Consider the following 17,985-nt stretch of genomic DNA (forward strand, 5'->3'; position numbering starts at 1 on the left):
TGACTGGCGTTAATGCAGGATTTTGGGCGGGTCCAAAGCCCCCCGGAGCAAGGAAAGCCCCATGACCACCCTCTTCACCCACGCCGCCGTCCCGCTGATGCTCGGCGCGGCGCTCGGACGCGGCACCATCAGCGGGCGCCTGCTCGCTGCCGGCGCCATCGCCGCCATGCTGCCCGATGCGGACGTGCTCGCCTTCCGGCTGCATATCCCCTATGCCGATCCGTTCGGCCACCGCGGCGCTACGCATTCGATCTGCTTCGCCGTCCTGCTCGCGGCTTTGGCGGGCTTGGGCCATCGCTGGCTAGCCAGCACACCCCGCGTGGCGGCTCTGTTCGTGGGATTGGCGACGCTGTCGCATGCCCTGCTCGATGCCTGCACCGATGGCGGACTCGGCGTGGCGCTCGCCTGGCCATTCAGCGACGCCCGCTGGTTCGCGCCATTCCACCCCATCGCGGTCTCGCCCATCGGCGCCCGCTTTTTCAGCGAGCGCGGCGTGCATGTGCTGATCTCGGAGTTCTATTGGGTATGGCTGCCCACCGCCGTGCTAGCTCTAGGCATCGTGCTGTGGCAACGGGCGTCCAAACGGCCGTGATGCGGTGCGCGGGGAGCCGCGTGTCATAATGCCTGACCCACTTCCCAAGTTCGCCGCCCATGAGCCGACGCCTCCTCGTCACCAACGCGCTGCCCTATGCCAATGGCCCGCTCCATCTCGGCCACCTGCTGGGCTACATCCAGGCCGACGTGTGGGTGCGTGCGCAGCGGATGCAAGGCAACGAGGCGATCTATGTGTGTGCGGACGATGCCCACGGCACACCGATCATGCTGGCGGCCGAAAAGGCCGGACTGTCGCCGGAAAACTATATCGAAGGCGTGCGCGTCGGCCATGAAGCCGACTTCGCCGCGTTCGGCGTGGCGTTCGACCATTACCACTCCACCCATTCGGAAGAAAACCGCGCGCTCGCCTCGCTGATCTACACGCGCCTGCGCGATGGTGGCTATATCGCCCGGCGCAGCATCCAGCAGCTGTTCGATCCGGAAAAGGAAATGTTCCTGCCGGATCGCTACATCAAGGGCATCTGCCCCAACTGCAAGACGCCCGACCAGTACGGCGACAACTGCGAGAACTGCGGCGCCACCTATGCGCCGACCGATCTGATCAACCCGTACTCGGTGATGTCCGGCGCCACGCCCGTGCTGCGCGATTCGGAACATTTCTTCTTCGAGCTGGGCAAGTTCGAAACGCTGCTGCGCGACTGGTTCGCCGGCAAGTTCACCGGCGGCCAGCCGGTAGCGAACAGCGGCGTCACGGCGAAGCTGCGCGAATGGCTGGATGGCGGTCTGAAGGACTGGGACATCTCGCGCGATGCGCCCTACTTCGGCTTTCCCATTCCCGACGAGCCGGGCAAGTTCTTCTACGTGTGGCTGGACGCGCCCGTGGGCTACCTGGCCAGCTTCAAGGCGCTGTGCGATCGCACCGACCTGAAGTTCGAGGATTTCCTCGCACCCGACAGCCGCGCCGAAATGCACCATTTCATCGGCAAGGACATCATCAACTTCCACGGCCTGTTCTGGCCGGCGATGCTGCACGGCGCGGACTTCCGCACGCCGACGGCGCTGCACGTCAACGGTTACCTCACCGTCAACGGCGCCAAGATGTCCAAGTCGCGCGGCACCTTCATCAAGGCGCGCACGTATCTCGACTCGGGCCTGCATCCGGAATTCCTGCGCTACTACTTCGCCAGCATGCTCAGCGATGCGCCGGTGGACGTCGATCTCGATCTGAAGACGTTCGAGGAACGCGTCAACTCGCACCTGGTCGGCAAGTGGGTGAACATCGCCAGCCGCACGGCGGGCTTCGTGCAGAAGTATTTCGACGGTCGCCTCGCGCCCGCCTTCAGTGCGGACGAACAGGAACTGTGGCGCGAGCTGCTGTCGCTCTACGGCGACGTGCCCGCGCTGTACAACAGCGGCGAATTCGCCGAAGTCGCGCGCCGTTTCGTCAGCATGGCCGACATGGTCAACGGCTACATTGCCGCCAAGGCACCGTGGGCGATGGCCAAGGACGAAGCGCGTCGTGCGGAACTGCACCAGGTGTGCTCGTTCGCGCTGGCCGCGTTCCGTCTGCTGGCCGGCCTGTTGAAGCCGGTGGTGCCCGCCACGGTGGAAGCGGCCGAGCGCTTCCTCGCCGCGCCCATCAACGGCTTCGACGATGCCCGCGCCGAGTTGCACAACCACACCATCAACGCGTTCGAGCCCCTGCTCGGCCGCATCGATCCCAAGCAGGTGGAGGCGATGGTGGAAGCGTCCAAGGATTCGCTGGCGCCCACCGAAACCAAGCCCGCCCCGAAGAAAGCCAAAGAACAAGCCAAGCCCATGACTGAAGCCAGCACGCCCGCCGCCGCCACCGACACCGCCGTGATCGGCATCGACGATTTCGCCAAGCTCGACCTGCGCGTCGGCAAGGTCCTCGCCTGCGAATTCGTGGACGGCTCGGACAAGCTGCTGCGCTTCGAACTGGACGGCGGCCCGCTCGGCAAGCGCCAGATCTTCTCCGGCATCCGCGCCGCCTATGGCGAACCGGACAAGCTGATCGGCCGCAACGTGGTGTTCATCGCCAACCTGGCGCCGCGCAAGATGCGCTTCGGCCTGTCCGAGGGCATGATTCTTTCGGCCGGCGACGGCGGCAGCGACCTGTTCCTGCTCGACGCCGACCAGGGCGCCCAGCCCGGCGCCACCGTTCGCTGATCTTTCCCGCCATGTCGCTGGTCGACCGCATCGACGCACTGTTGCCGCAAACGCAATGCGAGCAATGCGGTTACCACGGCTGCCGTCCGTATGCGGCAGCGATCGCCAGCGGCGAGGCGAAGATCAATCAATGCCCGCCGGGCGGAGCCGCGGGCATCGCCCGGCTCGCTGCACTGCTGGATGTTGCCCTGCTGCCACTCGATCCGGAACACGGCATCGAGAAGCCGCGCACGCTCGCACGCATCGTCGAGGCCGATTGCATCGGCTGCACCAAGTGCATCCAGGCGTGCCCGGTGGATGCGATCGTGGGCGCATCCAAGCTCATGCATACGGTGATGAGCGACGACTGCACCGGTTGCGAACTGTGCGTGCCCGCCTGCCCGGTCGATTGCATCGTGCTCGAACCGATGCCGCTGACGCAGGTGGACGACCCGATGCATGCCGATGAAGCGCGCACGCATTTTCAACGTCGCGAGGCGCGGCTGATGCGCGAGCACGCGCGACGCGAAGCCGAGCTGGCCGCGCGCAAGGCGGAAGTGGCAGCGACAACGACGCCGACCAACCCGGTGCTGGCGGCACTCGCCCGGGCCAAGGCCAAACAGCAAGGAAAGCCCCAGTGAAGAAAGCCGACGTCGTCGAGCTGTTCACCCGCCTGCGCGAACTCGATCCGCATCCCACCACCGAACTCACCTACACCACGCCGTTCGAGCTGCTGGTCGCCGTGGCGCTATCGGCGCAGGCCACCGACGTGGGCGTCAACAAGGCAACCAAGAAACTCTATCCCGTCGCCAACACGCCGCAGGCGATCCTCAAGCTGGGCGAAGAGAAGCTCAAGAAGTACATCAGCACCATCGGCCTGTTCAACGGCAAGGCGAAGAATGTGATCGCACTGTCGCGCATCCTGGTGGAGCAATACGACGGCGAGGTGCCGCGCACCCGCGAGGCGTTGGAGGCGCTGCCCGGGGTGGGCCGCAAGACCGCCAATGTGGTGCTCAATACGGCCTTCGGGCAGCCCACCATCGCGGTGGACACGCACATCTTCCGCGTCTCCAACCGTACCGGGCTCGCTCCCGGCAAGGACGTTCGCGCGGTGGAAGACAAGCTGGAAAAAGTGGTGCCCGCCGAATTCAAGCAGGACGCTCACCACTGGCTGATCCTGCACGGCCGCTATGTGTGCAAGGCGCGCAAACCCGATTGTCCACAATGCGTGATCCGCGACCTGTGCCGCTACAAGGACAAGACGGCGGCTTGAAAGCGGCTCGCATGCCGCGTGCGACAACACGTCAATCTTGTGTGAGCACCGTTGTGCGCGACGGATCGATTGGCTGAGGCACGTCGCGCACAAGTGCGCTCCCACACGAGCGGGGTTCATCGGTTACAGCGGCAACGACTTTGCGTCAGTCCCATGCAAGCGCAGCTCGGCAACGATGACGCAATCATCACGTAGCGGCTTTGCGTTCTCTCCATCGCATCGACGCATCGCATGCATCGACCATTCGTTTCCCGCGCAACCACTGCATCAGGTCGCGCTGGCGACGATGTGTTCGTGTCATCGCGTGGACATGCAGCACTTCGATCACGGTCGACCACTTGTCACGGACAAGCGGCGCTTCTTGCGGTCCCGCTAGAGTTGCGCACGAAACAGCTGTTACTAGTGGCCTATACCGTCTGGCGAATCTCGCAAAACCTAACGAATTCCTCAGCGTTTCGTGCAAGTTCCTCAAGCTTGGCGAACGCTGCGGACCTAACGTTGAACCTCCCCCGGACCACTCCCCGTTAGGAGACCTCACCATGAAGCGCATGATTCTCACCGCTGCCGTGGCTGCATTTGGATTCGCATGCATCGGCTCCGCCCACGCTGCCGTCGAAAGCTACATCGTCGACATGAACGGTTATGCCGTGATTGGTTTCGTTGGAAACACTCCCGCCGACTTCGCACGCGCCCAGCAAAAGGCGGACAGTTGGGAAACGCAGCGTCACCTGATGCTCAAGCCCCAATCGATCAAGGCCGTAGCCATCGACCAGTCGCAGGGCGTCGCCCTCGACCAGACCCAGTTGCGCAATGCCATCGTGCAGGCTGCGCTTGCCAAGACGCCTTGAACACGCGCCATTCACGTTTTTGACGACGCCACTGGCGCCGAAACAGGAAGGAAGACGGCGGGCGAGCAGGCCCGCCGCTTTCTTTTTTGCGTAGGCGATTGACGTCGCACGCCTCGCTTGCCAACGTGATACCCGGCCGGCCCGCAGGGGTCGGCAAAAGATCCGCAAAAGGTAGATGACGGATCATGGACCGGGGCACCGGCCTGAACCGTGCCTTCGCCGAGTCCGACACGGGTGCCATGGCATGCATATTCTGCTGGTCGAAGACGATGCCGAACTGGGCGGTGCGATCAAGCACGCGCTCGAGCATCAATCCTATGCCGTGACCTGGCTACGCGACGGGCGCGAGGCGATGGAGGCGTTGCGCGGCGACCCGGTGGACCTGGTGCTGCTCGACCTGGGCCTGCCCGGCAAGGACGGTCTCGAAGTGCTCGCCGAGGCCCGTCGCTCCGGCGTGAAGACGCCCGTCCTGGTGATGACGGCCCGCGATGCGCTCGAGATGCGCATCCGTGGACTGGACCTGGGCGCCGACGATTATCTGGTGAAGCCGTTCCATCTCGGCGAGTTGGCGGCGCGTATTCGCTCGCTGACCCGCCGTACCCAAGGCCTTGCCGACAATCTCGTGGAAGTGGGCGGCCTGCGTCTCAACCTGGCCACGGCCGAGGTCGAGTTTCGCGGCGACCGGGTCACCCTCACGCGCCGCGAATTCGCCCTGCTCCGCGTGTTGATGGAGCGCGCCGGCCGCATCGTTCGCCGCGAGGCGCTGGAAAATTCGGTGTACGGCCTGGATACGATAGTGGAACGCAACGCCATCGAGGTCCAGGTGCACTGGCTGCGCCGCAAGCTGAGTCCCGAGGTGATCCACACCGTACGCGGCATCGGCTACATGATTCCCCGTGAACCGCAATGAGCCGTCCCGCATGAGCATCGGCCTGCGCCCTGCCAGTCTCCGCACGCGCCTGACCTGGCTGATCATCGCCGTGATGGTGGCCGTGCTGATTCCGCTGGGATGGATCAGCTATCGCCGCGAATTGCGCGAGATGAACGAGCTGCTCGACGGTCGTCTCGCCCAGGCGGGCCGCACGCTCGGCACCCTGATCGCGCATGGCCAGCTGCCGCTGCATGACGCGGACCTGCCGTCGATCACGCAAAACGCGGACGGCCATCATCATGGCGTGGTGGTTTCCGTGCACCCGCACAACTATGAGCCCGAGGTCGGTTTCCAGGCCTACGATCCCCAGGGTGAGGTGATCGCTGCCACCTCCAATTTCGCCGACCTGCCTCCGCCGACCAGCGAAGAGCGCGGCTTTCGCGACATCGAACGCGAGGGCAAGCGATGGCGCACGTTCACGCTGCAGAATCGCGCCAACCTGGTGATCCGCATCGGCGAGCAATCCGACAATCGCGTGGACATCGCCCGCGGCTTGGTCATCGAGCACACGCTGCCGCTGCTGATCGGCCTGCCGCTGCTTGCGCTGTTGGTCAGTCTTGCCGTGAAACGCGGCCTGCGCCCGGTGGCCGTGCTCACCGAGATGCTCGACCGCCGCACGCCGGGCAGCCGCAAACCGATGCCTGCCGATGTGGCGCCCGGCGAGATCAAGCCGCTGATCGTGGCGTTGAACCAGCAACTGGAGCGCCTGGAAGATGCGCTCGACCGCGAGCATCGCTTCGCCACTGATGTCGCGCACGAACTGCGAACGCCGCTAGCGGCGACCATGATCCATCTCGAGAGCGCCATGATCGCGGACGATCCCGGCGAAGTGGAGTTCACCGTGCGCCACGCGCAGCAGAGCATGGCGCGACTGGGGCGGCGCATCGAACAGATCCTGGCGATGGCGCGACTGGAGGCGGGAGCCGCCTCGCAGCAGCGCACGCCGATGGACCTGATCCGCATCGCCACCGAAGTGATCGAGGAGCTGGCGCCGCTGATCGTGGAAAAGGATATCGCGGTCGGCCTGTCGCACGACGAAGACAGCATGGTCGTGCTTGGCCATGAAGTGGCGCTCACGGCGATGTTCCGCAACCTGATCGAGAACGCCTTGCGCTATACGGAAAGCGAAGGCCAGGTGGATGTTTCCGTTCGCCGGGAAGGCGGGCACGCCATCGTCGACATCTGCGACAACGGCCCGGGCATTCCCGAGGATCGTAGGCAGGCGGTGTTTCAGCGCTTCCATCGCGAGGTGGAGAGCGCGACGCGAGGGTACGGCCTGGGCTTGAGCATCGTGCAGCGGGCGATCGAGTTGCATGAGGCGTCGATCGAGCTGCTGGAATCGCCGTCGGGGCGGGGGCTGCTGGTGCGCATCCGGCTGGCGGCAAACGGCTAGCGGCTCGCGCTTCTGCCCGTCATTCCGGCCTGCGCCGGAATGACGGGCAAAAACCAATACGGCGCCCCAAAAGGTTCCCACAAGACTCCCTCGCCATCATGGCAAGCATCGGGTCCCGAGCCCTCATGCTGCGACGCCCATGCTTGGTCTTGTCCGAATCGCCCTGTCACGACCGCTGACCTTCATCGTGTTGGCCGTGCTTATCCTTATCGCCGGTCCCCTGGCGGCCTTTCGCACGCCCACCGACATCTTCCCGAACATCGGCATTCCGGTGATCAGCGTGGTGTGGAGCTACAACGGCCTGCCGCCTGACCAGATGTCCGGCCGCGTGGTCTATTACTACGAACGCCAGCTCAGCACCTCGGTCAACAATATCGAGCACATCGAATCGCAGTCGCTGCCCGGCATGGGCATCGTCAAGATCTTCTTCCAGCCCGGCGTGGATATCCGCACCGCCACGGCGCAGGTCACCTCGATCTCGCAGACGGTGCTCAAGCAGATGCCGCCGGGTATCACGCCGCCGCTGATCCTCAACTACAACGCCTCGACCGTGCCGATCCTGCAGATGGCGTTGTCGAGCACCAGCATGTCCGAGGCGAAGATCCTCGATCAGGGCCTCAATGTGATGCGCCCCATGCTGACCTCGGTGCCCGGCGTCGCGGTGCCGACGCCCTACGGTGGCGCCGCGCGCCAGGTCACGCTGGATCTCGATCCGCGCGCGCTCGCGGCCAACGGTCTGTCGGCACAGGACGTGAGCAATGCGCTGGCTGCGCAGAACCAGATCATCCCGGTGGGCACGGCGAAGATCGGCACGTACGAATATCACGTGCAACTCAACAACAGCCCCGAGGCCGTGGGCGAACTCAACCAGTTGCCGGTGAAGACCGTGCGCGGTGCCACCATCACCATCGGCGACGTGGCGCATGTGCGTGACGGTGCCGCGCCGCAAACCAACGTGGTGCGTGTGGACGGCAAGCGCGCGGTGCTGATGCCGGCGCTGAAGGTCGGCGAGGCATCGACGCTGGCCGTGGTGTCCGGCATCAAGCAACTGATGCCGCGGGTGCTGGAATCGCTGCCGTCCAGCCTCAAGGTCTCGCTGCTCAGCGATCAGTCGACCTTCGTGAAGTCGGCCATCTCGTCGGTAGCGCGCGAGGGCATCATCGCGGCCCTGCTGACCTCGGTGATGATCTTGATCTTCCTCGGCAGTTGGCGCTCCACGGTGATCATCGCGGTATCGATTCCGCTCGCCATCCTCTCGGCCATCGCCCTGCTCTCGGCCACCGGGCAAACCCTCAACGTGATGACGCTGGGCGGCCTGGCCCTGGCCGTGGGCATCCTGGTCGATGACGCCACGGTGACCATCGAGAACATCAACTGGCATCTCGAACAGGGCAAGGACGTGCACACGGCGATCATGGACGGCGCCAAGCAAATCGTGACGCCCGCCTTCGTGTCCCTGCTGTGCATCTGCATCGTGTTCGTGCCGATGTTCCTGCTCGACGGTATCGCGGGCTTCCTGTTCCGCCCGATGGCCCTGGCGGTGATCTTCGCGATGGCGTCGTCGTTCCTGCTGTCGCGCACGCTGGTGCCGACCATGGCGATGCTCCTGCTCAAGCCGCATCACACGGAGAAGGGCCCGGGCGATCATCCGGAGGACGCCTACCTCAACCATCACGAGGGCGACCAGCCGGCCCGCCGCAAGCGCAGCGCGCTCGTGGCGGCGGCAGTGACCTTCCAGCAGCGCTTCGAACATCGCTTTGCGCAGGTGCGCGATGCCTACCACGCCGTGCTTGTCGTAGCACTCTCGCATCGTCGCCGCTTCGTCATGGGCTTTCTCGCCTTCGTGCTTGCCTCGTTCGCGCTGGTGCCGCTGCTGGGCCGTGACTTTTTCCCTGAGGTGGATGCGGGCGCCATCGCCCTGCATGTGCGTGCGCCGATGGGCACCCGCGTGGAGGAAACCGCGGCCGAGTTCGATCGCATCGAGCAGGCCATCCGCCGGGTCATTCCGCCCTCGCAACTGGACACTGTGATCGACAACATCGGCCTGCCCTTGTCCGGCGTGAACATGGTCTACAACGCCAGCGGCACCATCGGCCCGCAGGATGGCGACATCCAGGTCGAGCTGAAGGAAGACCATGCGCCCACCGCCGATTTCGTGCGCGAGTTGCGCGCACGCCTGCCGCGCGAGTTTCCCGGCACGCAGTTCGCTTTCCTGCCCGCGGACATGAGCTCGCAGATCCTCAATTTCGGCGCGCCGGCGCCACTGGACGTCTCCATCGCGGGCCGCGACCTGAAGGCCAACGAGGCGTACGCCACCGCGATCATGAAGCGCCTGCGCGAGGTACCCGGCATCGCCGACGTGCGCCTGCAGCAGAGCACCAGCTATCCGCAGCTCAACGTGACGGTGGATCGCACGCGCGCCGACCGCATGGGCGTGACCGAGCGCGACGTCACCAACAGCATGGTCGCCTCGCTGGCCGGCAGCTCGCAGGTCGCGCCCACGTTCTGGCTCAACCCGAAGAACGGCGTGTCCTATCCCATCGTGGCTGCCACTCCGCAATACAAGCTGGACAGCATGGCCGACATCGCCAGCTTGCCGGTGACGCCGGCCAGCAAGGGCGCCAGCCAGGTGCTGGGGGGCATTGCATCGTTCACCCGCGTGCCGAGCGCAGCCGTGGTATCGCACTACAACATCCTACCGTCGTTCGACATCTATGCAGCCGTGCAGGATCGCGACCTTGGCGCGGTCTCCAGCGATGTGCAGAAGGTGCTCGATCAATTCGCCGCCTCGCGCCCCAAGGGCACGCTGGTGAGCCTGCACGGCCAGGCGGGCACGATGAACGAGGCCTTCGGCGGACTGATCTTCGGCCTGGTCGGCGCGATCGTATTGATCTATCTGTTGATCGTGGTGAATTTCCAGTCGTGGCTCGATCCGTTCGTGATCATCACCGCCCTGCCCGCCGCGCTCGCCGGCATCGTGTGGATGTTGTTCCTCTCGCACACCACGCTGTCCGTGCCCGCGCTCACCGGCGCCATCATGTGCATGGGCGTGGCCACCGCGAATTCGATCCTGGTGGTGAGCTTCTGCCGCGAGCGGCTGGCCGAACATGGCGACGCGGTGAAGGCCGCGCTCGAAGCGGGCTTCACGCGTTTCCGCCCGGTCTGCATGACCGCGCTGGCGATGATCATCGGCATGCTGCCGATGGCGCTGGCGCACGAACAGAACTCGCCGCTGGGCCGTGCCGTGATCGGCGGCCTGCTGTTTGCCACCTTCGCCACCCTGCTGTTCGTGCCGGTGATCTTCAGCATCGTGCACGGTCGCGAGCACGCACACACCGCATCCGATTCCGCTTCCGGAGAACCTGTCCATGTCGCATGACGCCATCACCACCACGCGAACGCCGAGCCTCGGCCGTGCGGTGCGCATCGGCCTGGGGCTGGCGCTGCTCGCCACCATCGCGGGCATCTCGGTGCGCGCTTACGATTACCGGCGCGTGGTCCAATGGACCGACGCCCAGGTCACACCCAGCGTGCAGTTGATCGTGCCCGAGGCAGCTCATGGCCAACAGAGCATGACGCTGCCCGGCCATCTGGACGCCTGGATCAGCGCACCCATCCATGCCCGCGTCAGCGGCTATCTGAAGAGCTGGAGCCGCGATATCGGCAGCCAGGTCGCGGCAGGCCAGTCGCTGGCGGAAATCGATACGCCGGAACTCGACCAGCAGTTCGAACAGGCCAAGGCCAGCCTGGCGCGCGCCCAGGCGAATGCGCGGCTGGCCGCACTCACCGACAAACGCTGGAAGAACCTGCTCGCCTCCAATTCCGTTTCCAAGCAGGAGGCCGATGAGAAAGCCGGCGAAGCGGAGGTGGCGCAGGCCAACGTGCTCGGCGCACAGGCCGAGGTGGACCGCATCGCCGCACTCGAAGCGTTCAAGCACATTGCCGCGCCGTTCGCAGGCACGCTGACGGCGCGCAACACCGATATCGGCGATCTCATCAGCGCGAACGGCGAAGGCTCCGCCGCGCTCTTCACCGTCTCGGATACCACCCGCATGCGCCTGTACGTGGAAGTGCCGCAAGGCTACGCCGATGCGATCCGTCCGGACATGAGCGTGCAGTTGGATGTACCCGATCACCCGGGCGTGCGATTCACCGGCCATCTCATTGGCAACTCGGGTGCAGTGAACCCGGCATCCGGCTCGCTGCTGGCGCAATTCGAAGTGGACAATCCCAAGGGCGAGCTGCTGCCCGGTGCCTATGCCGAGGTACATCTGCCGATGGCCGCCGACCAGCATACGCTGACCGTACCGGCGACCACGCTGATCTTTCGCGCGCAAGGTCCGCAGGTCGCCGTGGTCGGCGCCGATCACAGGATCGTGTTGCGCGACGTGCATATCGCGATGGATCTGGGCGATCGCCTGCGCATCGACCAGGGCTTGAAACCCGGCGACCGCGTGGTCAACCATCCATCGGACTCGCTGGCCCAGGGCGACACCGTGCAGATCGCACGCGCGGATGGCGACGGTGCGAGCCGGGCGGAGTGAAGCCATGATACGCAAGCGCGCCGTTCTCCGTTCATTGCTGCCACTGGCCCTGGTGAGCGTGCTGCCGGCATGCTCGCTCGCGCCTGCCTACAAGACGCCAGCGGTGGGTGCGCTGCCGGAACACTACGCCGGGCAAACGGCCAACGGCCTATGGTCGCCGGCGCATCCGGCGGACATGGCCACGCGCGGCCCGTGGTGGTCGGTGTACGCCAACCCCACGCTTGATCGCCTGGAGCAGCAACTCGACGCCTCCAATCCCAGCCTCGCCGTGTCCCTGGCGCGTTACGACGCCGCGCGCGCCTTGCTCGGTGAAACACGTTCGAATCTCTACCCCTCGCTGGGTGTGGATGCCAGCGACTCGCGCAACCGCCAGTCGAACAACCGTCCGTTGCGCGGCAGCGGCCAGCCAAACGAATACAGCGCGGAGAACTTCAGCTTCGGCCTCGGCTACGAACTGGATCTCTGGGGTCGCGTACGCAATGAAGTCGCCGCGGGCCAGGCGAATGCGACGGCGGCGCAGGCCGATCTCGCCTCGGTGAAGCTCAGCCTCGAAGCGCAACTGGCCGATCTCTACATCACCCTGCGCGGCTACGACGTGCAGGAGCGCATCCTCAAGGACACGCTGGATGCGTACCAGCAAGGACTCGATCTCACCCAGCGTCGCTTCCAGGGTGGCGTAGCGTCCGGCCTGGACGTAAGCCGTGCGAAGACGCAGCTGTCCGATGCGCAGGCGCAAGTGTCCGAAGTGGAGGCACAGCGCGCGCTGACCGAACACGCCATCGCCACGCTGGTGGGCGAATCGGCATCGCGCTTCACGTTGCCGGTGGACAACGCCGCGATGAACGTGCCCGCCATTCCGCTGGGTGTGCCTTCGCAGCTGCTGGAACGTCGCCCCGACATTGCAGCTGCCGAGCGACGCGTGTTTGCCGCCAATGCCGAGATCGGCGTGGCGCGCGCAGCGTTCTTTCCGCGGCTCAGCCTTTCCGCGGCGCTGGGTTGGCAGGACACCGGCATGGGCAATCTGCTCAGCGCCGGCAACCGTTACTGGGCGCTGGGACCGGACCTGGCGATGACACTGTTCGACGGAGGGCTGCGGCGCTCCAAGGTGCAGGCGGCGCAGGCGAACCTGGATGCATCGGCCGGGCTTTATCGCGGCGTGGTGCTGGATGCGTTTCAGCAGGTGGAAGACAACCTCACCCTGTTGCAGCAACTTGGCAAGGAAGCGCATCAGCAAGACGACGCAGCAAGCGCCGCCCGCGATTCGCAGACCATCGCGACCAATCGCTACCGCGAAGGCGCGGTGAACTATCTCGACGTGGTCAGCGCACAGACGGCCGAACTGCAGGCCGAACGCAGCGCCGAACAAGTGCGCACGCGGCGTCTGCAGGCGAGCGTGAACCTGATCCGCGCACTCGGCGGCGGCTGGCAATCCGCCCAGCTGTCGACCACCGCCAACGCGATGGCCGACAGCACGACCCAGGCCCGCTGACGCAAACGGTACCTACTCCGCCGCGACCGCCCGGGGACCCAAGGAGCCCTCCTACGGAGAGGGGGAGGCAAGAGGGCTCCTATGATGACGAGCGAGCCTATGCCGCTCGTCGCACACCCTCGACACGCAAGTTGAGCTGCTGCCAGTCCACAATCAGCTCACAGCCGCGTGCCGAAGCGTTCCTGCTCCATTCGCGCAGCAATTCCAGACAGGCCTGGTCGACGTGATGCAGGCGGTCAACCTGAAGCTGCAGGCGCGTGTTCGGTGGCACGCTTTCCAGCGTGCGCGCCACCGAAGGCACCCGCAGGAACGTCGCCGAACCTTCCATGCGCAACGACACCGTGCCCGGTTCGTCGTGGTGATGCAGGCCCACCTTCAATCGCGACGAATGCAAGGCCAGACGGAACAGCGACAAGGCGAAACCGATCAACACGCCAGCCAGCAGGTCGGTGGCGACGATGGCCACGGTGGTGCCCACGTAGATCCAGGCGGTGCCCTTGCCGTACTGCGCCAGCGACGTCACCTGCCTGAAGTTCACCATCTTGATGCCGGTGTAGACCAGGATGCCCGCCAGGCAGGCTACCGGCGTCATGCGCATCAACCATGGCAGCAGCAAGGCAAACACCAGCAGCCAGCTGCCGTGCATGATGGTGGCCATGCGCGTGGCCGAACCGGCCTGCACATTGGCGGCGCTGCGCACGATCACACCGGTCATCGGCAGCGCTCCGAACAGGCCGCAGATGGTGTTGCCGATGCCTTGCGCGGTGAGCTCGCGATCGTATCTGGTACGCACGCCGTCATGCATGCGATCCACCGCGGCGGCGGACAACAGCGTCTCGGCACTCGCGATGAAGGCGAAGGTGAGCGCGGCGATCAGCAGCGAAGGCTCCAGCAGGCTCGAAAGACTGCTCAAGGTCGGCGTCGAGATCGTCGCCAGCAGGTTCGATGGCACGTCCACGGTCTTCACCGAGAGCCCGCTGAACTGCACGAGCGCGGTCAACGACACCACTGCCAGCAAGGCACCGGGCACGAAGCGCAGCCTGGCCGGACGCAGCTTTTCCCAGCCCAGCATGATGGCGATGGTGGCTAGGCCAATGCCCAGCGCCGTCATGCTGCCAGCACTGCCCTGCACCGCATCGAGCAACGCGCCGGGCAGCGCCGCGAAGTTCTCCAGACCGCGCGCCTTGGGCAAGGCATCCATCAACACATGCAACTGCGAAGCGACGATCAGCACGCCGATGCCTGACAACATGCCCGCCACCACCGCCGGCGAACACATGCGGAACCACACGCCGACACGGCAAAGACCCGCCGCGATCTGGATCAGTCCCGCCAGCAGTACGACCGGACCCAGCGCCATCACGCCATGCTCGCGCACCAGTTCGAACACCAGCACGGCCAGGCCCGCGGCCGGACCGCTCACCTGCAGCGGCGAGCCGGCGACGGCGCCGACGATGATGCCGCCGACGATGCCGGTGATGAGTCCCGCGGCCGGCGGCATGCCCGACGCGATGGCGATACCCATGCACAACGGCAGCGCCACCAGGAACACCACGATCGAACCGAGCAGGTCGCGGCCGAACAGTCCTTGTTTGAAATATTGGCTGATCACGACACGTCCTCAAGCAGCCGACTGGGTAGGCACCGAGAAGCGCGCATGCGGCGTCGCTTCCGGAAAATCCGCATTGCCCGGTTCGATCTGCACGAAGCGACCATGTTGTGCATCGAACGCCTTCAAATCGGCGTGCTCGATGTCGTAGACCCAACCGTGGATGCGCAGCTGGCCGCTTGCTAATGCAGCGGCGACGGTGGGCAGCGTGCGCAGATGCTCCAGCTGGCCCACCACGTTCTCTTCGGTGAGGCGACGCAAGCCTTCCAGACCCGACAGGCCCGGGCCGTTCTGATCGACCACATAACGCGCGACGTCCGCGTGCTTCATCCACGCCGCCACCGACGGCATGTCCTGCACCAGCTCGGGATGCTGCAGCGCCTTCATCGCGCCGCAGTCGGAATGGCCGCAGATCACGATGTGACGGACCTTGAGCACCTTCACCGCATATTCGATGGCAGCCACCACGCCGCTCACGTGTTGCGCATACGGCGGCACGATGTTGCCGATATTGCGATACACGAACAGCTCGCCCGGTTGCGCACAAAACATCAGCTCGGGCATCACGCGCGAATCGGCGCAGGTGATGAACATGGTGCTGGGGTTCTGCCCCGCCGCCAGCTTGCGAAACACTTCGCGCTGCGCGGGGAAAACGTCATTGCGGAACTGTTCGAAACCTTCGATCAAACGCTTCATGCGAATACTCCAGACAAAATGGGGCAATCACGCCCACGACGCAACGCGCGCCGGGCAAGGGACGTGACGAGGAAAAAGGAACGGATGGCCAGCACCGCGCAGGCACGCAAAGCGCGCCACACCGGCGGATCAATTCACTGAAGGGACCATCGGAGGCGGCAGGCCCGAAGGCATGCACGCAAGGAAAACGCGCGCCGCTTCAGCGGCCGCGGATCAGGCGAGTTCGGGCGGCCGTAGCAGCCGCGCGGGGTCGTGCAGGCTCAGCTCGCCGTGGAGCGAGCGCGGCGCCTGATGGGGCATGGGCTCCCAGCGGTGCGCCAGGTCGAACGGATGGAGGATGTCGTCCATGCCGCTGCCGGTGTTGTCTTCCAGCGAACCGTTGCCGCTGTCATCGGCAGCGAGATCGTCCGCCGCCATCTGCATCGCCACCGCTTTGCCGCCCGACGATGCGGGCGACAGTTGCACCGGACGCATGGGCGTGCCGACCAGCAGAAGCAGGCCGAACAAACACGCCAGGAACGCGGCGAAACGGGAGCGGTGGAGACGCGAAGTCATGCCGTTGAAGTTATCGGAAAGCACATGACCATCGCAAGACCTTGCGAGAATTCCGTGTCACATTTTCTGACATGCGCCGGTAAACATTCATCTTGCCGATGCGTTGTCGTCGCGCAAAAGCACGCATCGGAGAAAAGAAAACGGCGGGCCTGCGCCCGCCGTTTTTCCATCCCTGGGTAGAACTCCGTTGCGATAGACGTGCCGTCGATCCGCTTAGAACGGGTAGTAGCGGAACGAGGTGAAGAACATGTTCTCGGTGGCCTTCGGCGAAGCCAGGCCGTTGGCGACCGGACCGCTGATGCCGTTGATGAAGCCCTGGCCCGGGAACGCTTCCTTCTGGGTGTAGGAGTACTGCGCACCGAACTGCATCTTGCCGAACTTGCCCTGGTAGAACTTCCACCAGAAGCCGGCCGTGCCCTGCCAGATTTCGCGAGCGTTGCCGACGCAGTTGCTGTTGCCGGCGATGTCGCAGCCGCTGTTGTTGTAAGCCGGGTTGCCGTAGCCGAGGGCCACGTTGCCCGCGTTGTAGGCGTTGAAATCCTTCTTACTGGCAGCTTCGCGGCCACCGAACAGATAGATGTCCAGATCCGGGTTGGTGTGCCAGGTCAGACCGGTCAGCATCATGTTCTCCTTGATCGGAGCGATGTTGCCGTTCGGGCTGAAGGTCACGTCGGAGAGCTGGGCGCTGCCGTAACGGCCGATGCCCTTGCCCGACATGCCGGAGAACTGCCAGTCGAGGGTCTTGTCGATCAGCGGCAGGATCACGCCCAGGCCCCAGCCACCGCCGTAGGTGTTGTGGTTCTGGAAGCTGCCGTTGACGGCATAACGGTTGTAGAAGGCGCGGCCGAGGCCGAACAGTTCGTAGTGACCGTAACCCGGGTCAGCCGCGAACTTCACGATCACGTCCGGGATGTGGTTGAGCGACAGCGTGTTGGCCGAGTCGAAGCCCGAACCCGCGGTCATGTTGTAAGCGGTCTGCTGCACCGGCGCCTTGGACTGGTTCGGGCTGGCGTAGAACGTGGTCTGCGGGTTCTCCAGCGAGATACCCAGCCAGTATTCCTTGCCCCAATCCTTGACCAGGCGGATCTGCGCCTGACGTGCCCAGGTGAAGCCCGGGATGTACTGCGCGTCGATCTGCGGCGGCATCTGCTCGCCGCGCGGCGTGATGCCCTTGCTGTTGAGCGTCAGCAGCGACCAGTTCTGGCCGGCCAGCAGGTGCAGGCCGGAGTTGTCCCAGTCGGCCGTGGCGTAGACGTTGCGCATGCGCGGGTTGAACGAGTTGGACTCGTTCGAGTTCGCGGTCTGGGCGCCGCCCAGGAAGTCCATTTCGACGTAGCCGGCCAGATGCGTGTTCGGATCCACGTCACCCTGCACGAGCGCCGAGAGGCGGCTCTGGCGGGCGGTCATGCGGAACTCGTTCATGTGCGCGGTCTGCACGTTCTTGTACGGAATCGCGCTGTAGTTCGAGGCGATGTCCGCGCCTTCGTTGGCGGAACGGTAGATCGTTTCGGCGGCGAGGAAGCCACCCAGCGTGATGCTCACGCCCTTATAGGCCAGCTTGTCCTGCGACTTCTTCACCGTCGCGTCGGTCGAAGCGACCTGCTTCTGCACCTGCTCCACGGCCTGGCCGGTGGACACGTTGATATCGGACTGCGCGTCGGTGCGCTGTTCCAGTTCGACGACCTTGGCCTGCAGGGCCTGCAACTGGGCCTTCAGCGCCTCGATCTCGGCGTTCTGCGTCGACTGCGTGCTGCTGGTCTTGGAGCTCGCCCCGGCCGGATCGGCCATGACGTGGAAGCTGGTAACGCCCAAACCGGCAGCAATGGCCACCGCGAGCAACTTGGAACGCATGGAATATCTCCGCATGTAGGTAAAGAATCACCTGGACCGACCCCCTTCGATCTCTCCGGTCGTCCAAGCGCG

At 65.0% G+C, this 17,985-nt stretch carries 14 protein-coding genes; 10 read left to right on the forward strand and 4 right to left on the reverse strand.

What is annotated here, in order from left to right; translation table 11 throughout:
* Window positions 1-61 precede the first annotated feature (61 nt).
* The 10 genes from ACN9MB_RS13890 to ACN9MB_RS13935 all read left to right on the forward strand — a co-directional run bounded on the left by ACN9MB_RS13890 (window position 62) and on the right by ACN9MB_RS13935 (window position 13,202).
* Window positions 62-592, forward strand: a complete 531-nt coding sequence (locus tag ACN9MB_RS13890) for a metal-dependent hydrolase (RefSeq protein ID WP_426269300.1) — start codon at window positions 62-64, stop codon at window positions 590-592.
* 59 nt (window positions 593-651) lie between these two features.
* Window positions 652-2,745, forward strand: a complete 2,094-nt coding sequence (metG, locus tag ACN9MB_RS13895) for a methionine--tRNA ligase (protein WP_426269301.1) — start codon at window positions 652-654, stop codon at window positions 2,743-2,745.
* Between the two features lie 11 nt (window positions 2,746-2,756).
* Entirely contained in the window at window positions 2,757-3,365 is a 609-nt protein-coding gene (locus tag ACN9MB_RS13900; protein ID WP_426269302.1) for an RnfABCDGE type electron transport complex subunit B, read from the forward strand.
* Window positions 3,362-3,997 (forward strand): endonuclease III, encoded by a 636-nt coding sequence (nth, locus tag ACN9MB_RS13905; RefSeq protein WP_426269303.1) that lies wholly within the window; start codon window positions 3,362-3,364, stop codon window positions 3,995-3,997. Before ACN9MB_RS13900 ends, nth begins: the two co-directional genes overlap by 4 nt.
* A 539-nt stretch (window positions 3,998-4,536) precedes the next feature.
* Complete coding sequence (locus ACN9MB_RS13910) at window positions 4,537-4,845, forward strand: hypothetical protein (RefSeq protein ID WP_204635473.1); 309 nt, start codon at window positions 4,537-4,539, stop codon at window positions 4,843-4,845.
* Between the two features lie 244 nt (window positions 4,846-5,089).
* Window positions 5,090-5,755: a response regulator gene (locus ACN9MB_RS13915; protein ID WP_426269304.1), complete on the forward strand. Its 666-nt coding sequence runs from the start codon at window positions 5,090-5,092 to the stop codon at window positions 5,753-5,755.
* A 10-nt stretch (window positions 5,756-5,765) separates the two neighbouring features.
* The gene (locus ACN9MB_RS13920; protein WP_426269305.1) at window positions 5,766-7,169 is read left to right on the forward strand and encodes an ATP-binding protein; all 1,404 of its coding nucleotides are present in this window, start codon (window positions 5,766-5,768) and stop codon (window positions 7,167-7,169) included.
* A gap of 139 nt (window positions 7,170-7,308) precedes the next feature.
* Window positions 7,309-10,548 carry an efflux RND transporter permease subunit gene (locus ACN9MB_RS13925; protein WP_426269306.1) on the forward strand — a complete coding sequence of 1,080 codons (3,240 nt, stop codon included), beginning with the start codon at window positions 7,309-7,311 and terminating at the stop codon, window positions 10,546-10,548.
* Window positions 10,538-11,713, forward strand: coding sequence for an efflux RND transporter periplasmic adaptor subunit (locus tag ACN9MB_RS13930; RefSeq protein WP_426269307.1), 1,176 nt, complete (start codon window positions 10,538-10,540; stop codon window positions 11,711-11,713). Before ACN9MB_RS13925 ends, ACN9MB_RS13930 begins: the two co-directional genes overlap by 11 nt.
* Window positions 11,714-11,717: 4 nt before the next feature.
* The gene (locus ACN9MB_RS13935) at window positions 11,718-13,202 is read left to right on the forward strand and encodes an efflux transporter outer membrane subunit (protein WP_426269308.1); all 1,485 of its coding nucleotides are present in this window, start codon (window positions 11,718-11,720) and stop codon (window positions 13,200-13,202) included.
* Window positions 13,203-13,299: 97 nt separating this feature from the next.
* Here ACN9MB_RS13935 and ACN9MB_RS13940 read toward each other — a convergent pair whose 3' ends face one another.
* The 4 genes from ACN9MB_RS13940 to ACN9MB_RS13955 all read right to left on the reverse strand — a co-directional run bounded on the left by ACN9MB_RS13940 (window position 13,300) and on the right by ACN9MB_RS13955 (window position 17,913).
* Window positions 13,300-14,811, reverse strand: a complete 1,512-nt coding sequence (locus ACN9MB_RS13940; RefSeq protein ID WP_426271920.1) for a SulP family inorganic anion transporter — start codon at window positions 14,809-14,811, stop codon at window positions 13,300-13,302.
* Window positions 14,812-14,823: 12 nt separating this feature from the next.
* Window positions 14,824-15,507 carry a carbonic anhydrase gene (locus tag ACN9MB_RS13945; RefSeq protein ID WP_426269309.1) on the reverse strand — a complete coding sequence of 228 codons (684 nt, stop codon included), beginning with the start codon at window positions 15,505-15,507 and terminating at the stop codon, window positions 14,824-14,826.
* Window positions 15,508-15,720: 213 nt separating this feature from the next.
* Entirely contained in the window at window positions 15,721-16,062 is a 342-nt protein-coding gene (locus ACN9MB_RS13950) for a hypothetical protein (protein WP_426269310.1), read from the reverse strand.
* Window positions 16,063-16,275: 213 nt separating this feature from the next.
* On the reverse strand, window positions 16,276-17,913 hold the full coding sequence (locus ACN9MB_RS13955; RefSeq protein ID WP_426269311.1) for a hypothetical protein: 1,638 nt from the start codon (window positions 17,911-17,913) through the stop codon (window positions 16,276-16,278).
* Between the last annotated feature and the right edge of the window lie 72 nt (window positions 17,914-17,985).

The sequence above is a fragment of the Dyella kyungheensis genome, from assembly GCF_049913195.1.
In the GTDB taxonomy this organism is placed as follows: Bacteria; Pseudomonadota; Gammaproteobacteria; order Xanthomonadales; family Rhodanobacteraceae; genus Dyella; species Dyella kyungheensis.

Coding starts and splice junctions, on each gene's coding strand:
- ACN9MB_RS13955 (WP_426269311.1), bottom strand. CDS start 17,913: ATGCGTTCCAAGTTGCTCGCGGTGGCCATTGCTGCCGGTTTGGGCGTT.
- ACN9MB_RS13920 (WP_426269305.1), top strand. CDS start 5,766: ATGAGCATCGGCCTGCGCCCTGCCAGTCTCCGCACGCGCCTGACCTGG.
- ACN9MB_RS13945 (WP_426269309.1), bottom strand. CDS start 15,507: ATGAAGCGTTTGATCGAAGGTTTCGAACAGTTCCGCAATGACGTTTTC.
- ACN9MB_RS13930 (WP_426269307.1), top strand. CDS start 10,538: ATGTCGCATGACGCCATCACCACCACGCGAACGCCGAGCCTCGGCCGT.
- ACN9MB_RS13925 (WP_426269306.1), top strand. CDS start 7,309: ATGCTTGGTCTTGTCCGAATCGCCCTGTCACGACCGCTGACCTTCATC.
- ACN9MB_RS13935 (WP_426269308.1), top strand. CDS start 11,718: ATGATACGCAAGCGCGCCGTTCTCCGTTCATTGCTGCCACTGGCCCTG.
- ACN9MB_RS13910 (WP_204635473.1), top strand. CDS start 4,537: ATGAAGCGCATGATTCTCACCGCTGCCGTGGCTGCATTTGGATTCGCA.
- ACN9MB_RS13950 (WP_426269310.1), bottom strand. CDS start 16,062: ATGACTTCGCGTCTCCACCGCTCCCGTTTCGCCGCGTTCCTGGCGTGT.
- metG (WP_426269301.1), top strand. CDS start 652: ATGAGCCGACGCCTCCTCGTCACCAACGCGCTGCCCTATGCCAATGGC.
- ACN9MB_RS13900 (WP_426269302.1), top strand. CDS start 2,757: ATGTCGCTGGTCGACCGCATCGACGCACTGTTGCCGCAAACGCAATGC.
- ACN9MB_RS13890 (WP_426269300.1), top strand. CDS start 62: ATGACCACCCTCTTCACCCACGCCGCCGTCCCGCTGATGCTCGGCGCG.
- ACN9MB_RS13915 (WP_426269304.1), top strand. CDS start 5,090: ATGCATATTCTGCTGGTCGAAGACGATGCCGAACTGGGCGGTGCGATC.